The organism is Nocardia sp. CY15, assembly GCF_009829295.1.
In the GTDB taxonomy this organism is placed as follows: domain Bacteria; phylum Actinomycetota; class Actinomycetes; order Mycobacteriales; family Mycobacteriaceae; genus Nocardia; species Nocardia sputi.
Genome location: NZ_VUOT01000001.1, coordinates 241,493 through 256,708, shown reverse-complemented (window position 1 = coordinate 256,708; position 15,216 = coordinate 241,493). Strand labels below are relative to the sequence as shown.

The following is a 15,216-nucleotide window of genomic DNA, read 5'->3' as shown; positions in this document are numbered from 1 at the left end:
AGAACGACGCATCCCGGGTGGGTCCCGGCAGTAAGCACGCGTCGACCTGCGGCGTTCCTTCCAAGGCCGCACGGCGAGCCGCTCCCGTCGTCGCGCAGAGATCGTTTTCGCACACGACGATCAGCGGGACGCGTACGTGGCATCCGGAAGAGCGGGCTCGGCATGCCCGATGCCGTGACGATCCTCCGCAATATCCGACCACGCCGGATAACGCTGTACGCGTGGACGACCCGGGCGAGTTGATCGCCGCGGTACCGGCGATGCTGGGATTCACCCCGGAACGGTCGGTGGTCGTCCTCGTTCTGCGAAGCGGGACGGTCGGCGGTGCGATCATCGACGCGGTGGTGCGGTTCGATCTGGATGCGCCCGGTGGCCGGCGCGTGCGCGGCGCGACGCTGGCGGCCGCGGTCGCGCGGATCTGCGCGCACGACGAGGCGGCCGAGGTTCTGGCGGTCGTCGTCGACGAACGCGCCGTGGAACCGGAAAGTCGCGCCGACCCGCACGGTTGCGCGGCCGGACGATTCGACGTGCTGGTCGGTTCACTCGGCAGGCGGTTGGCGGCGTGTGACATCTCGCTCGGCGGGGTATGGGCGGTGCCCGCCATCACCGCCGGGCAGCATTGGTGGACGTTGGCGGGGCCGCGGCGGCGCGGCGTGCTCCGGGATCCGGCCGCCTCCCTGGTGGCGCTGACCCATGTGCTGGACGGCAGGCCGATTCGTGGTTCGCGTTCGGAGATCAGCGATCTGGTCGCGGTGGATCCACTCGCACACGCCGAGGTGGCCGCCCACTTGGACGACGCGCTCGCTCACGCGCGGGAGCGCTATGCGGGGGCCGCGCGTCGCGGTGATCCCGCCGGGTACAGCAGGCAAGCGCTCGACTACGTGTTGTGGCAGATCGCCAACACCGCCTCCGGCGCCGCGTTGTCGGCACCCGAACTCGCGAGAATCGCTGCCGCCCTGCGCGATCGAGCGGTGCGGGACACGATGTTCGCCTTGGCCGTCGGCGACCAGGCCGACGCGGCCGAGGCGGTGTGGGCCGCGCTGACGCGCGTACTGTCCGGTCCCGATCGCGCCGAAGCCGCCGCACTGCTCGGCTACAGCGCTTACGTCCGCGGCGACGGACCGCTGGCGGGCATCGCGCTGGAGGCCGCGCTGGCGGCGGATCCGGGACATCCGATGGCGAGACTGCTCGACGCCTCCCTGCGTTCGGGTATGCGCCCGCAGCAGCTACGGCGACTCGCCCACAGCGGCTACCGAGTCGCCGCGGGGCTCGGGGTCGACCTGGGTACGGCGGAGCCATGAGATCGCCTGTGGCGCCCAGCATTACCGAATCGGCTGTGCGGCGTTCGGTGAGCTGGGCCCCGTCGGATCGCTGCGACCTTGTGATTCACGCTGCTTCGCCCGGACACACGGCGCCGCGGCGATCCTGGCGTCGGTGCGGTGGCGCGCTCATGGCTGCCCGAGTCGGTCAGGGGCCGAGTCGGGCACTCCGCAGCCGGTTACTTCGCGCTGTGCGCGCGGGGACCGAGCGACTGGAGGAAACCCCAAGCGTCGCTGACGATCTCGTCGAGGTCGTTGTGTTCGGGACGCCAGCCGAGCTCCGCGACGGCACGCTCGCTGGACGCGATCAGGGTCGCCGGGTCGCCGGGGCGGCGGGGGGCGTCCTGCGCCGTGATCGGCAGGCCGGTGACGCGCTCGCAGGCCGAAATAACCTCGCGCACGGAAAATCCGGCGCCGCTGCCGAGATTGTAGATCCGGTGGGTACCTGCTTCCGCGGTCGCCAAGGCCAGCAGATGGGCTTGGGCGAGGTCGCGGATGTGGATGTAGTCGCGGACCGCGGTGCCGTCCGGGGTCGGCCAATCGGTGCCGAAGACCGAGATCGCCTTGCGATGCCCTGCGGCGACTTGCAGCACCAGCGGGATGAGATGCGTTTCCACCACCCGGTTCTCGCCGAGACCACCGTAGGCGCCCGCGACGTTGAAGTACCGCAAGCTGGTCGCGGCCAGTCCGTGCGCGACCGCGTAGGAGGTGATGGCATGGTCGATGGCCAGCTTCGACGCGCCGTAGGGATTGGTCGGGCGGGTCGGAGCGTCCTCGGTGATGGGCACCTGCTCCGGTTCCCCGTAGACCGCCGCCGTGGAGGAGAAGACCAGTCGCCGCGTGCCCGCGCGCCGCATCGCCTCCAGCAGCTCGAGCGTTTTCACCACATTGCCGTGCCAGTATTTCTCCGGCTGCTGCACCGATTCGCCGACCAGCGACTGCGCCGCGAAATGCAGGACGCCATCGAAGGGCTCGGCAGCCAGCAGTGCGGGCGCGGCGACTGCTACGTCACCCTCGACGAACCGGGCCTCGGAGGGGACGCCGTCGGCATTTCCGGTGGACAGATCATCGACCACGACTACCGAGTGGCCGGCTTCCAGCAGGACCTGGGCGCAGACGCCGCCGACGTAGCCCGCGCCACCTGTGACGAGAAGTTTCACGTGTCAGGCCAGCTTCACCTGGACGGCGTGCGCCATCTCGTCAGGCAGTTCGAAACCGTCGTGGCCGGGCACGGTGATGACGACCGAACCCGGCCGAGCCTCCACCGTGACGCGGGCATCGGGCACCACGCCCGCCTCGCGCAGCCTGCCGATGACCTCCGGGTCGGTCTGGATGTGCTCGGCGAGCCTGCGCACGACGACGGCGTGTACATGGCCGTGCGGCAGGTCCGACAGGCGCAGCAGCTTCTCGTCGGCGGGGGCGGGCGGCATGATGCCCAACTCGTCCAAGCCGGGGATGGGGTTGCCGTACGGGGAGGTGGTCGGGTGGTTGAGCACCTCTACCAGGCGGCGCTCGACGTCCTCGCTCATCACGTGCTCCCAGCGACAAGCCTCCGCGTGCACGTTCTGCCAGTCGAGGCCGATGATGTCGACGAGCAGCCGTTCGGCCAGCCGGTGCTTGCGCATGACCGCGACGGCCATGCTGCGCCCCTTCTCGGTCAGCTCCAGATGACGGTCTCCGGCCACCAGCAGCAGACCGTCGCGTTCCATCCGTGCGACGGTCTGGCTCACGGTGGGACCACTCTGTTCGAGGCGCTCGGCGATCCGGGCGCGCAGGGGCACCACGCCCTCCTCCTTGAGGTCGTAGATGGTACGGAGATACATCTCCGTGGTGTCGACCAGATCCTTCACCTGTTACCCCTTCGTCGGCACGAATTCTACCCACGCACGACGGCACTCCCGTGTGCCGTATCGTGCCGCACCACACTGCGCACGACATCTCCGGTGGCATTGCGGGAACCCGATCGGCGCACGGCAGACGGCCGTGAACGTACTTTCTTGTATTTGTACTGCATAACAACGTTTCGCGGGGTTGCTTGCTTCCCACTAGCGTTGCGATCATGGCCACTGCACCGCGCGGCGAACCTCAGGCGCCGATTTCGCCCGGGACGAGCCGGCCCGGAACCGTCGTCTGGACGGAGCGGTTCCTGGATTACACCTGGACTCCGGAGCATCCGATGAAACCGGCACGCCTGAAGTTCACCATGGCGCTGGCGGAGAGTCTGGGGGTGCTCGAGGGTGTCGAGCTGCTCGAACCCGCCGCCGCCGGGCGTCCGGACCTGCTGCGCATCCATACGCCCGACTACCTCGACGCGGTCGAACGCGCCGTTGCACCGGTGGGCGCGCCTGCCGCCCCGCCCTACGGCCTCGGCTCCCCGGACAATCCGGTCTTCCCGCGCATGCACCAGGCCGCGTCCACGATCGTGGGCGGCACCCTGGCCGCGGCCAGGGAGATCGCGGAGGGCCGCACCAAGCGAGCGGTGAGCATCGGGGGCGGCATGCACCACGCCATGCCCGATTCGGCGTCGGGCTTCTGCGTGTACAACGACCCGGCGGTGGCCATCTCCTGGCTGCTCGACCACGGTTTCGACCGGATCGCCTACATCGATGTGGACGTGCACCACGGTGACGGCGTGCAGCGCGCCTTCTACGCCGACCCTCGGGTACTGACCATCTCGCTGCATCAGCATCCGGCCACCTTGTGGCCCAACACCGGCTGGCCGGAGGAGACCGGCGTCGGCGCGGCTGAGGGCACGTCGATCAACCTGCCGCTGTTGCCCGGCACTCGGGATGCGCAGTGGCTGCGCGGATTCCACGCCGTGGTCCCGGGCGCGGTGGCGGCATTCGGCCCGCAGATCGTGGTCAGCCAGTGCGGCGTGGACACCCATCGCGAAGACCCGTTGGCGGATCTGGAACTCACCGTCGACGGTCAGCGGGCGGCTTTCCGCGCCATGCGCGACCTCGCCGACCGATATGCCGAAGGACGCTGGCTCGCCGTCGGCGGCGGCGGATACGGCCTGATCAGGGTGGTGCCGCGGGCGTGGACGCATCTGCTGGCCACCGCCCTGGACCGCACCGTCGACCCCGCGACGCCGATTCCGCAGGATTGGATCGACACGATCCGCGCGGCGGCGCCGCGTGCGGACCCGCCGCGCACCATGGGCGACGGCGGTGACACCGCTTACCGTCCGTGGGACGGCCCCGGCGGTACCGGTGAGACCGGTGACGTACGGATAGATCGCGCCCAGCGTGCCGTCGACCTGGCCGTCCTGGCCACCCGCCGAGCGACTTTCGGGTTGCTAGGTCTCGACCCGGAGGACCCTCGTGACTGACTTTCTCGATACCCCGGATGCTCCCGCGACCCCGCCCCTGCCGCCGCAGCACTGGTTCGCCGACGTGCTGGCCTCCGACGGAGGTGTCGTACGACTGCGCCCGATCACACCCGACGACTCCGACCGGCTGCAGGAGTTCCACAGCGCGCTCTCCGATCGCACCAGGTACCTGCGATATTTCGGGCCGTACCCGCGGATCTCGCCCAGGGACCTGTATCGCACCACACACGTCGACTATCACGACCGGGTCGGACTGGTGCTGGAACTGGGGGAGGCGATCGTCGCGGTGGGCCGCTACGAACTACTGGAACGGAACGGACCGCGTGCGGCGGAGGTCGCGTTCGTGGTGGCCGACGGACATCAAGGACGTGGGCTCGGCTCGATCCTGCTCGAGCACCTGGCCGGCGCCGCCGCCGAGAACAAGATCGAGACCTTTGTCGCCGAGGTGCTCGCGGAGAACACGGTGATGGTGACCGTCTTCCGCGACGCGGGTTATCAGGTCGAACGCAGCCGCGACGGATCGGTTCTCCATCTCGAATTCGCCATCGATCCCACCGAAGCGCTGCTGTCGGTGCGTGATTCGCGCGAACGCGCGTCGGAGGCGCGCAGTGTGGGCAATCTGCTCGCTCCGCGCTCGGTCGCGGTGATCGGCGCCACCCCTGCCACGGGGCGGGTCGGCGGTGCGGTGCTGTCGAATCTGCTCTCCGGCCTGTTCCAGGGACCGGTGTTCCCGGTGAACCCGAACCGTAGATCGGTGCGCGGGGTACGGGCGTATGCGACGGTCCGGGAGATTCCGGACGAGGTCGACCTGGCGGTGGTGGCGGTGCCGCCGACGGCGATCGGGTCGGTACTCGACGACTGCATGGCCAAGGGCGTCAAAGGTCTCGTGGTGTTGACCGCGGGTTTCGGTGAGACCGGCGCGGACGGCCTGGCGGCCGAACGCGAACTCGTGGCCGCCGCTCGTGGGCACGGGATGCGCGTGGTCGGGCCGAGTGCGCTCGGCATCGCGAATACCGACCCGGCGGTCGCCTTGAACGCGACTCTCGCCACCGTGTTGCCCGGTCGCGGGCGAATCGGGTTCTTCTGTCAGTCCGGGCCCCTGGGCGCGGCCATCCTCGGCGAGGCGGCGGCTCGCAATCTCGGCTTGTCGACGTTCGTGTCCGCTGGTAACCGCGCCGACGTCTCCGGCAACGACCTGCTGCAGTACTGGGACAGCGACCCGGACACCGATGTGGTCCTGCTGTATCTGGAAAGCTTCGGCAATCCCCGCAAGTTCTCCCGGATCGCGCGGCGGGTGGCCCGTACCAAACCGATCGTGGCGGTGAGCAGCGGCCGCTCGGTCGCCCAGCCCGCGGGAGACATGGACCGCTCGATCGTGCGCGATCTGTTCGCCCAGGCGGGCATCGTCCAAGTCGATTCGATCTCCGAACTGTTCGACTGTGCCGCTCTGCTGGGCTACCAGCCATTGCCCCGCGGCTCACGCTTGGCGGTCGTCGGTAACAGCACCGCTCTCAATTGGCTGGCTCTCGACGCGGCGCGAGGCGAGGGCCTCGAGGTGGGAGATCCAGTCAACTTGGGCCCACAGGCGACTCCGGGCGCGTATTTGGACGCACTGGTCGCTGCCCTGCGCTCCGACGAGACGGACGCCGTGATCGTCGTGTTCGCACCGCCGGTGCCTCTGCCGACGGCGGGCTTCGCCGACGCGATCAGGGCGGCGGCTGCCGCCGTGCCCGATGCCCAGAAGCCGATTCTCACCACGTTCGTCGCCGAGCAAGGCATCCCGAACCTGCTCGCGGTGCGCGGGCCGGCCGCGACAGCGGTGCACGGGTCGATCCCGTCGTATCCCGATCCGGAACGCGCCGCGCGAGCCCTGGCCCGGGTCCGGCGATACGCCGAATGGCGGACAAGGCCCGTGTCGCCGGTGGTACGGCCGCCGGGCATCGACACCGACCGCGCCCGTCAACTGGTGGCGGACTGGATGGCCGGGTCGGGCGGTCGCAGGCTCACCGATCTGGAAACGGTGGAACTGCTCGCGTGCTACGGCATTTCGGTCGTGGAGTTCCGCGAGGTGCGCACCGCGGAGGAGGCGGTCGCTGCCGCGGAAGAACTCGGCTATCCGGTGGCGGCCAAGGCGACGGGCGAACTGTGGCGGCGCAGACCGGATCTCACCGGTGTCCGGCTCGATCTGTGGCGGCCGGAGGCGGTGCGGCAAGGTTACGCGGATCTGGCGGAGTTGTGCGGTGATCCGGTGCTGCACATCCAGAAGATGGCCACCAAGGGCGTCGGCTGCATCCTGCGGGTGCAGGACGACCCGTCGTTCGGCTCGGTCATCGAATTCGGGTTGTCCGGTCTGATCATCGAGTTGCTCGGCGACCGCGCCTATCGGGCGCTGCCGCTGACCGCCGACGAGGCGATGGCGCTGATCGACGCACCGCGGGCCGCGCCTTTGCTGTCGGGTACCCCGGCGAGCCCCCGCGTGGACAAGGCAGCCCTCGCCGAACTGGCACAGCGTATTTCGGCTTTGTTCGACGATCTGCCGGAGATGCGAGAGTTGTCCTTCGATCCGGTGCTGGCTTCGCCCACATCGGCGGAGATCCTCTACGCGCGCGGCCGTATCGGCCCGGAGCCGAGTCGTTTCGACACCGGGCCGCGCCGGCTGGGCTGAGCCGTCACCAGCGGGTGTGCCGGGCAGGCGGGGCGGGACTGGCGCGGCTGAGCGGACGGCTCGCACACGTGACGGACCGGACCCTCAGCCTTGCCCTGTTGTCGCTGCTCGTGGCGGTGCGAACCGCGTGTTCCGTCAGCGTCGGTACTCCGAAAGTCCAGCAAGCCGACTTGGTAAAGTCGGTCGAGGATTCGCTCACCGAGAAGGTCGGCCAGGAGCCCGACGCGATCGATTGCCCCCGCGGTGACACCGGCGAAAAGGGCACGACCACGCGCTGCACGCTGACAGCGGGCGGGACATGCTGGGCGTGACGCCGACGGTGCCTCGGTCGAAGACGACACCGTCCGTCAAGGACGACATCGCGGTGGATCAGGGCCGAGTCGCCCGACGAGGGCGCAAACGGGGGAGTACGACACCGCCGACCGGCTCGCGCGTCACCCGGAGGGGGACGGGTACGCGCGGTCACCGGTCGGCGCGGGAAGGTGACCCCGGCGGAAGGGGCACCGAGCCGAACGCCGGAACTCTCTGGAAGCAGCCGGCGCCGGAGGATGATCAGCTGGCGTAGGCGCGGAGCCGGTCGGCCCGCTCACCCTTGCGCAGCTTCGACATGACTTCACGCTCAATCTGGCGCACCCGCTCGCGGGACAGGCCGAAGAGCTTGCCGATCTGGTCCAAGGTGCGCGGCTGACCGTCGTCGAGGCCGAAGCGCAGCCGGATGACCTGCTGCTCGCGCTCGTCGAGGGTGGCCAGGACACTGCGCACGTCGTGGTGCAACAGACCGGCGATGACCGCGGACTCGGCCGAGGTGGCCTCGGAATCCTCGATGAAATCGCCCAGCGGAGCCTCTTCGTCGTTGCCGACCGGCATGTCCAGGCTCACCGGGTCGCGGCTGTGGTCGAGCAGATCGGAGATCTTGTCGACCGGGATGCCGGATTCGGTGGCCAGTTCCTCGTCGGTGGCCTCCCGGCCCAACTGCTGGTGCAGTTCGCGCTTGATCCTGGCCAGCTTGTTCACCTGCTCGACGAGGTGGACGGGCAGCCGGATGGTGCGGCTCTGATCGGCCATGCCGCGGGTGATGGCCTGCCGGATCCACCAGGTGGCGTAGGTGGAGAACTTGAAGCCCTTGGCGTAGTCGAACTTCTCCATGGCCCGGATCAAACCGAGGTTGCCCTCTTGGATGAGGTCCAGCAGCGGCATGCCGCGGCCGGTGTACCGCTTGGCGAGCGAGACAACAAGGCGCAGGTTGGCTTCGAGCAGATGAGACCGGGCGGCCTGACCGTCGCGCACGATGATCGCGAGATCACGCTTGCGGGTGGCCGACAATCGCTTGCCGGTTTCCAGCAGGTGCTGCGCGTAGAGGCCCGCCTCGATGCGCTTGGCCAGCTCGACCTCATCGGCAGCTGTGAGCAGCGCGGTGCGGCCGATCCCGTTCAGGTACACGCGTACCAGGTCGGCGGCAGGGCTCTGAGCGTCGAGGTCCGAATCGCTGGTGCGCACACGAGTGGTGGCGGGGCTTGTCATGACTTGCCTCCTGTCGGTGGTGTCTCACTCCGATAAACGGACCCGACAGGAAGAAAGTTCCCCGTTACGGCTGGCATAAACCGCTCTGAACAGCGGTTTTCGCCTCTCTCGGCTGAGAAGTTCCTGAGAAGCACCGCAGCGCGGGACGTTCCCCGGCCAGGACCTGCACCGACCGGGCGCGGCTGCCGTGCGGTTACACGGGCTTGATGAGACCGTGTCGTACCAATCCGGTGACCACGGACAACGCGTCGGCCGCGAACTGGGCGCTCACCTCCTCGTCTCCGTGGGCGAGCGCCAGCAGTTCGATCAAGTCGTACAACGGCAGGCCGTCGGCGCGCATTCCCGCCAGCAGCGAGACTGTGGCCGGATCCACTTCGTGCTGCCAGCGAGGTCCGTCGCCGCGATGCAGCCGCGCCACCTCCGGCGCCCACCCGTCGGCGCCCGGCAGGTAGACCCGCTCCAGCGCGGTGGCCGGATCCACGACGAAACGGGAAGACCAAGCGAGGTTTTCGTCACCGGCGACGGCCCGCAGCCAGGCCGAGCGCTCGAAATACCGGATTGCCTCGTCGCCGAGCGGATCGTCGAAGCCGTGGGTGAGATCCTCGGCGAGCAGTTCGGTCGGCCCGTCGATCGCGCGCAGATACACGAACCCGAACCCGATGCCCTCGACGTCGGCCGCCTCGAAGGCGTCCAGCCAGCGGTCCGCGCGGGCCTGCGCGGCCGGATCGCGGGGATCCAGCCCGGCGTCTCGCAACCACGTGCCCACATACAGCGCGGGGTCGGCGACATCACGTTGGACCACCCAGGCGTCCACGCCGTGGGCGGGCAACCAGGACGAGACGCGCCCGCGCCAGTCCTCGTTCTCGACATGAACCCATGCGGCGAGCATCGCGGCGGTGCCGCCGGGTGCGAGCAGGCCGGAGGCTTGCGAAATCACCAATTCGCTTGCGCCGTCGAGTGCGAGGCCGGAATCGCGATAGGTGTGCTCGATGCGCGCGGGGCCCACCACGAACGGCGGATTGGCCACCACCTGGTCGAAGCGCCTGCCCCGCACCGGTTCGAACCAGGAGCCCTCCACCAGTTCGATATCCAGGTCATTGAGCGCCGCGGTGGCCTCGGCCAGCCACAACGCGCGGGCGTTGACATCGGTGGCGGTGACGCGCCGCGCGTAGGAGGCGGCGTGCACCGCCTGCACGCCGCACCCGGTGCCGAGGTCGAGCACCGTGCCCACCGGGCGGGTGGGTGTGGCGCGCAGCAGCGAGAGGGAAGCGTGGCCGACGCCGAGGACGTGGTCCTCGGTCAAGGTGCGCCGATGCATCGAATCATTGAGGTCGGACAGGATCCACCGGGTGCCCGAGCCCGCGTCGAGCGGGCGTAGGTCCAGCGCGGCGCGCAGCTGGTCGCCGTCACGGTCCAGCAGGCCCGCGGCGACCGCGCGGTCGATCCGCACCGGCGCGAGGGCCGCGGCCACCTCCCGCTCGGGAAGTGCGTCACCGAGCAGCAGGAGACGAATGAGCGTGCCCAATTCGCCGGCCGAGCGTGCCGCGCGGCGCACCGGTACCGGCTCGGACCGGCCCAGCGCGGCATGCGCGTCGCCGAGCACCTCGAGCAGGGTGTCGGCGTCGTAGCCCACCCGGGTCAGTGCAGTGCGCAGGTCCGGGCACAGCGCGGTGAGCAGCGAACCGGTGGTCATCGATCGGTTTTCAGGCACGTCGGTACTCTGCCACCGCGCCCACCCGGCACAGACCGGGCGCCCACTGCGTCACGGTTTCTCCACCCGGGGACCGTTCCGGCGTTCTCGTGACGAGCCGCCTTCGCCGCCGCCACCAGCGCGTGCGGGAGAGTGGTCACACTCCGTTGGGATCGCGGCCGGTGACGCAGTAGAGCGCGTCACCCGGATCGGTCAGGACTATCCAGTGCTCGTGGCGTTGCACGACGGTCGCGCCGAGCGAGGTGTGCCAGGCGGTGGTGGCTTCGATGTCGCTCGCGGCCAGATCGACGTGCGCGCTGGTCGTGCGGTTCTCGCCGAGGCGCTGCAGCAGCAGCTGCACGGGCAACTGGTGTTCCTCGGAGCGCAGTCTGGCGAATTCCGGCCGCCTGCCGGGCTCGAACGTCCAGCCGGTCAGCAACGTCCAGAACCGGGTCTCCACCTCGTGGTCGGCGGGACCGATATCGAGGCAGACCTGATCCAGGCGCGACAGCGTGCCGTCCGGACCTCGAACGGCAGGCGCGGGCGTGCTCTTGGCACGGCCGCTGGGGGTCAGGCAGAACACTTGGCCGCCGGGGGAGCGCAGCACCGCGTAGTCGGGGTGGTTGGCCACCAGCTCCGCGCCGAGGCCGAGCGCGGTGCGGACGGCGGAGGGGATGTCGTCGACGTCCAGGTCGAGGTGCACTCCGCCGAGCCCGGTCACCGCCTGCATCTTGACGCTCGCCGCGGCGAACAGCGCGGGATCGGGCAACAAGGTGAGGAATTCGTCGTTCGCACCGCGCCGAGGGGAGAGCTCGGTGCCGGTGACCGTGGACCAGAACTTGGCGCAGTCGTCGAAACGCTGCGTCGGGCGATCCAGGAAGACCCAGATCCACCGAATCATGTTCACTCCTGTCTTTTCGCACGCGACAAACCGAGGTGATCGTGGTGCGCGAGGCTTATGCGACCCTAGGTACGCGTGCCCGCTCTGTCGAGAAGATACCGGGACCGCCAGGTATGGCACGAATTTGATGATATGTGGCATTCGAGCCACTCGTTGCGTGGGCATAGTTCCGGCAGGCTCGGCGCGTGACCGAACTGCAGACACCGATCCCGGCTCCCCTCCATCCCGCGCCGCGCCGTCGCTTGCACCCCGCGTGGCTGGTCGCGGGCGTCGGCTTCGTCACGCTCCTGGGCGCGGCCGCCTTCCGGTCGGTGCCCAGCGTGCTGATGGATCCGCTGCACGAGGAGTTCGGCTGGTCGCACGGCACCATCGGGGCGGCCGTTTCACTGAATCTCCTGCTCTACGGGCTCATTTCGCCGTTCGCCGCGGCGCTGATGGATCGCTTCGGCATCCGCAGGGTGGTGGTCTGCGCGCTGCTGCTGGTCGCCGCGGGCAGTGGGCTGACGGTGTTCATGTCCCGGCCGTGGCACCTGGTGCTGACCTGGGGTCTGCTGGTCGGCGTCGGCGTGGGGTCGATGTCGATGCCGTTCGTCGCCACGATCACCGGCCGATGGTTCGTGCGGCAGCGTGGTCTGGTCACCGGCGTGCTCACCGCCGCGGGCGCGACCGGGCAGTTGATCTTCCTGCCGCTGGTGTCGGCACTGGCGCAGGCACACGGGTGGCGGGTGCCGTCCCTGATCGTCGCGGGCGCGGCGCTGGCCGTGGCGCCGCTGGTGCTGTTGTTCATCCGGGACTATCCCAGTGACGTGGGCGTACGGGCCTACGGCGCCGAGCCGGACAGCACGGCGGGCGTGCGGTCACCTGCGGCCGGTGGCGCGTCGCGTGCGCTGACCGTGCTCGGTTCGATCGCGCGCCGTCCGGGATTCTGGTTGCTGGCGGGCGGATTCGCCGTCTGCGGCGCCTCGACCAACGGGCTGGTCGGCACCCATTTCGTGAGCGCGGCCCACGATCACGGCATGCCGCTGACCACCGCGGCGAGCCTGCTGGCCGTGGTCGGCGTCTTCGACGTGGCAGGCACCATCGCCTCCGGCTGGCTGACCGACCGGGTCGACCCGCGCTCCCTGCTGCTCGGCTACTACACGCTGCGCGGCCTGTCGCTGCTGATCCTGCCCGCGCTGCTGGGCCCCGACACCCAGCCGAGCCTGTGGGGGTTCATCGTCTTCTACGGCCTGGACTGGGTGGCCACGGTGCCGCCGACGGTCGTGCTGTGCCGCGAACTGTTCGGCGCCGACGGTCCGGTCGCGTTCGGCTGGGTGTTCGCCGCGCACCAGATCGGCTCGGCGGTGGCGGCCACCGGCGCGGGTCTCGTGCGTGACCTCCACGGCAGTTACGACCTCGCCTGGTACCTGGCGGGCGGTCTGTGCGGCGCCGCGGCCGTGATGTCGGCGGTGATCCGCCGCGCACCGGCCGTCGCCGGGACGACGCCCGGCTCGCGTTGACGTCCTTCTCGGAAGACCGTGGTCGGCCCGCTGACATGCTTCGCGCAGACCGTTCGGCCAAGGTCGTGCCGCACCCGCGCTGCGGCGGATATCGTGCGCCGTCATCAGCGCCCGGCGCGCTGCACGGATAGGGCTGCGCGCCGGTGTGGATTCTCAGCTGTCGATGGCGTTGTGTGAACGGGACTCGATGGCCGTGCGCGGACGGTCCCAGCGGCTGGGTTCGTCCTTGCGGCGGGGCGGGCGATCGTTGGCGATCAGCACGGCGATCCAGGGCAGCGGGATGGACGCGACGATGATCAGGATGGACAGCAGCGGGTTGCCGAAGGCGCTGTAAGCGATCGCCGCGAGAACCAGGCACGGGATGCGGAAGGCCATGATGATCGTGTACCGGCGCACCCGAGCCCGGTGCTGGTCCTCCAAGGAAGGCGCCGCCTCGGTGATCAGCACGGGGTGCTTGTCGTCACTGCCTGGGAAATATCCGGGGGAACGGCGGGGCTGCGTCGGCATCGTCACGTGGGGGTGCTCTTCGCGGTCGCGGCCGTCGGCGGATGGGGAATCGCCGTTCTGCTGCATACCCCGAGTCTTCCACTCGCGCTCCGTTCGCGCACATGCCGCCGTCGGCTTCCGCTCCGGAATCGTGGTCGCTTCGACGCGGCACCGTGGTCGGCCCGGGCTCGCAGGATGCGGCATCATGGAATGCGTGAGCACCGACACCATGGTTCGCCCGGATACGACGACCGACGAGACGACGGGCGACGACACCCCGAAGTTCTTCCACTACGTGAAGAAGGACAAGATCGCCGAGAGCGCCGTGATGGGCACCCACGTGGTCGCGCTGTGCGGAGAGATCTTCCCGGTGACCCGCTCGGCCAAGCCCGGCTCTCCGGTGTGCCCGGAGTGCAAGAAGGTCTACGACGGCCTACGCAAGGGCGAATGAGACGGCTCTACTCGCCGGACGAGGACCGTGCTCCTCGTAGGTCGAACACGGCCTGCGAACCGTCGGGCCCGGCGTCGGTCGGGCGCGCGGCCTCGTTCTGCGCGGCCTCGTTCTGCGCGGCCTCGTTCTGCTTCGCTGCGTCCTCCTCGGCGCCGCTGTCTCGGCGAACCTGATTGGCGATCCACTCCTTCACCTGCTCCATGCGCGTCGCGCGGGCGGGCCAGAACTCCTGCACCGCCGCGTTGAACTCCGCGCCCAGAATCACCGCGAAGCCCAGGAAGAACGTGAACAGCAGGAACGCGATCGGCGTCGCCAGCGCACCGTAGGTGACGCCGGTGCGGGTCACCCAGGACAGATAGCGGCGCAGCACATCGCTGGCCGCCATGAAGAAGACCCCCGCCACCAGTGCCCCGCCGAATAGCCGGTGCCACGGCAGTGAGGTGTGCAGCGCCAGCTTGTACAGGGTGGTGAGCCCGATGATCAGCAGCAGGCCGACGCCCGGGTAGTAGAAGAAATCCAACAGTTGCAGGCCGGTCGCACGCCAAGGCGAGGGCAGCACCCGCCCGATCAGCGTCGGCCCCAGCGCCACCAGCGGCAGGATGAACACCGCCGCCACCAGGAACAGCACGTACAGCAACAGCGCGAAGATGCGCTGCCACACCGGGTGCCGGGCGTCTTGCTGGTCGTGGGCCTCGACGATCGCGTCGACGAAGGTGGCCATCGCCGACGATCCGGCCCACAGCGAGAGCACGAAGCCCACCGACACCACCGCGCCGCGCCCGCGCCCGAGCACGTCCCGCACCGTGGGCTCGATGAGGTCCGACACCACGCTCGCGCTGAACAGATCCTGGCTGAATGCGATGATCTTGGACTCGACGATCTGCACCGTGTCCGGGCCGAACCATCCGCCGACATAACCGAGGCTGCCGAGAACACCGAGCAACAGCGGAGCCAACGAGAGCGTCTGCCAGAAGGCCGCGGCGGCCGACTTGGCGAAGATGGAATCGGTCCAGGCCTTCTGCGCCACCCGGACGATCAGCGTGCCGGTCCGCCTGCCCACCGCCGCTGTCCGCGCGCCCGCACGGTCGGCCCAGGACCGGGGACGCACGACGGCGACGCGGGTCGACGGTGCGTCGGTCCGCGGCGGATCGCCCCCGAGGGCACGGTGATCGGTCATCGTGGTTACAGCATCGCGCACTTCGGCGATCGGCATCGCGGTGCGGATGCGACGTGTCGGTGCGCATCGGATGAACTCCCAGCGTCCTGGCCGGTGGCCGTGTGACGCCCATCGCGCACACCGCGTCGGTTTGGCGACACGCCGTGCCGGGCCGCTAGGGTCGTCTGCGTGACTGG

The 15,216-nt window shown here is 69.5% G+C and carries 13 protein-coding genes; 6 read left to right on the top strand and 7 right to left on the bottom strand.

The window, feature by feature from the left end; all coding sequences use genetic code 11:
* Positions 1-221 precede the first annotated feature (221 nt).
* On the top strand, positions 222-1,301 hold the full coding sequence (locus tag GVY39_RS01235; protein ID WP_236565237.1) for a DUF4192 domain-containing protein: 1,080 nt from the start codon (positions 222-224) through the stop codon (positions 1,299-1,301).
* Positions 1,302-1,498: 197 nt separating this feature from the next.
* Here GVY39_RS01235 and galE read toward each other — a convergent pair whose 3' ends face one another.
* Together galE and GVY39_RS01225 are read right to left on the bottom strand one after the other, a co-directional pair.
* Positions 1,499-2,479 carry a UDP-glucose 4-epimerase GalE gene (galE, locus tag GVY39_RS01230; protein WP_159919550.1) on the bottom strand — a complete coding sequence of 327 codons (981 nt, stop codon included), beginning with the start codon at positions 2,477-2,479 and terminating at the stop codon, positions 1,499-1,501.
* A gap of 3 nt (positions 2,480-2,482) precedes the next feature.
* Positions 2,483-3,169, bottom strand: a complete 687-nt coding sequence (locus GVY39_RS01225; RefSeq protein ID WP_159919548.1) for a metal-dependent transcriptional regulator — start codon at positions 3,167-3,169, stop codon at positions 2,483-2,485.
* A 209-nt stretch (positions 3,170-3,378) separates the two neighbouring features.
* Here GVY39_RS01225 and GVY39_RS01220 point away from each other — a divergent pair, with 209 nt between their 5' ends.
* From GVY39_RS01220 to GVY39_RS01210, 3 genes are all read left to right on the top strand, one after another.
* Positions 3,379-4,650 (top strand): acetoin utilization protein AcuC, encoded by a 1,272-nt coding sequence (locus tag GVY39_RS01220; protein WP_159919546.1) that lies wholly within the window; start codon positions 3,379-3,381, stop codon positions 4,648-4,650.
* Positions 4,643-7,315, top strand: a complete 2,673-nt coding sequence (locus tag GVY39_RS01215; protein ID WP_159919544.1) for a bifunctional GNAT family N-acetyltransferase/acetate--CoA ligase family protein — start codon at positions 4,643-4,645, stop codon at positions 7,313-7,315. Before GVY39_RS01220 ends, GVY39_RS01215 begins: the two co-directional genes overlap by 8 nt.
* Positions 7,316-7,383: 68 nt before the next feature.
* Positions 7,384-7,626: a DUF4333 domain-containing protein gene (locus GVY39_RS01210; protein ID WP_159919542.1), complete on the top strand. Its 243-nt coding sequence runs from the start codon at positions 7,384-7,386 to the stop codon at positions 7,624-7,626.
* Between the two features lie 241 nt (positions 7,627-7,867).
* Here the strand turns inward: GVY39_RS01210 and GVY39_RS01205 are convergent, their stop codons facing one another.
* From GVY39_RS01205 to GVY39_RS01195, 3 genes are all read right to left on the bottom strand, one after another.
* On the bottom strand, positions 7,868-8,836 hold the full coding sequence (locus tag GVY39_RS01205; protein ID WP_043727973.1) for a sigma-70 family RNA polymerase sigma factor: 969 nt from the start codon (positions 8,834-8,836) through the stop codon (positions 7,868-7,870).
* A gap of 193 nt (positions 8,837-9,029) precedes the next feature.
* Complete coding sequence (locus GVY39_RS01200) at positions 9,030-10,529, bottom strand: methyltransferase (protein WP_159920249.1); 1,500 nt, start codon at positions 10,527-10,529, stop codon at positions 9,030-9,032.
* Positions 10,530-10,683: 154 nt separating this feature from the next.
* Complete coding sequence (locus tag GVY39_RS01195) at positions 10,684-11,427, bottom strand: VOC family protein (protein WP_159919540.1); 744 nt, start codon at positions 11,425-11,427, stop codon at positions 10,684-10,686.
* 185 nt (positions 11,428-11,612) lie between these two features.
* Between GVY39_RS01195 and GVY39_RS01190 the strand changes: the two genes are divergently transcribed.
* Positions 11,613-12,926 carry an MFS transporter gene (locus tag GVY39_RS01190; RefSeq protein ID WP_201295126.1) on the top strand — a complete coding sequence of 438 codons (1,314 nt, stop codon included), beginning with the start codon at positions 11,613-11,615 and terminating at the stop codon, positions 12,924-12,926.
* A gap of 153 nt (positions 12,927-13,079) precedes the next feature.
* On the opposite strand, the gene GVY39_RS01185 is transcribed toward GVY39_RS01190, so the two are convergent.
* Positions 13,080-13,433, bottom strand: a complete 354-nt coding sequence (locus tag GVY39_RS01185) for a DUF3099 domain-containing protein (protein ID WP_236565269.1) — start codon at positions 13,431-13,433, stop codon at positions 13,080-13,082.
* A 184-nt stretch (positions 13,434-13,617) separates the two neighbouring features.
* Between GVY39_RS01185 and GVY39_RS01180 the strand changes: the two genes are divergently transcribed.
* Positions 13,618-13,863 (top strand): DUF3039 domain-containing protein, encoded by a 246-nt coding sequence (locus tag GVY39_RS01180; protein ID WP_283779193.1) that lies wholly within the window; start codon positions 13,618-13,620, stop codon positions 13,861-13,863.
* Between the two features lie 7 nt (positions 13,864-13,870).
* Here the strand turns inward: GVY39_RS01180 and GVY39_RS01175 are convergent, their stop codons facing one another.
* A complete protein-coding gene (locus tag GVY39_RS01175; RefSeq protein ID WP_159919534.1) occupies positions 13,871-15,040 on the bottom strand; it encodes a YihY/virulence factor BrkB family protein in 1,170 nt (389 codons plus the stop codon).
* Positions 15,041-15,216 lie beyond the last annotated feature (176 nt).

Coding starts and splice junctions, on each gene's coding strand:
- GVY39_RS01205 (WP_043727973.1), bottom strand. CDS start 8,836: ATGACAAGCCCCGCCACCACTCGTGTGCGCACCAGCGATTCGGACCTC.
- GVY39_RS01200 (WP_159920249.1), bottom strand. CDS start 10,529: ATGACCACCGGTTCGCTGCTCACCGCGCTGTGCCCGGACCTGCGCACT.
- GVY39_RS01195 (WP_159919540.1), bottom strand. CDS start 11,427: ATGATTCGGTGGATCTGGGTCTTCCTGGATCGCCCGACGCAGCGTTTC.
- GVY39_RS01175 (WP_159919534.1), bottom strand. CDS start 15,040: ATGACCGATCACCGTGCCCTCGGGGGCGATCCGCCGCGGACCGACGCA.
- GVY39_RS01220 (WP_159919546.1), top strand. CDS start 3,379: ATGGCCACTGCACCGCGCGGCGAACCTCAGGCGCCGATTTCGCCCGGG.
- GVY39_RS01180 (WP_283779193.1), top strand. CDS start 13,618: ATGGAATGCGTGAGCACCGACACCATGGTTCGCCCGGATACGACGACC.
- GVY39_RS01185 (WP_236565269.1), bottom strand. CDS start 13,433: ATGCCGACGCAGCCCCGCCGTTCCCCCGGATATTTCCCAGGCAGTGAC.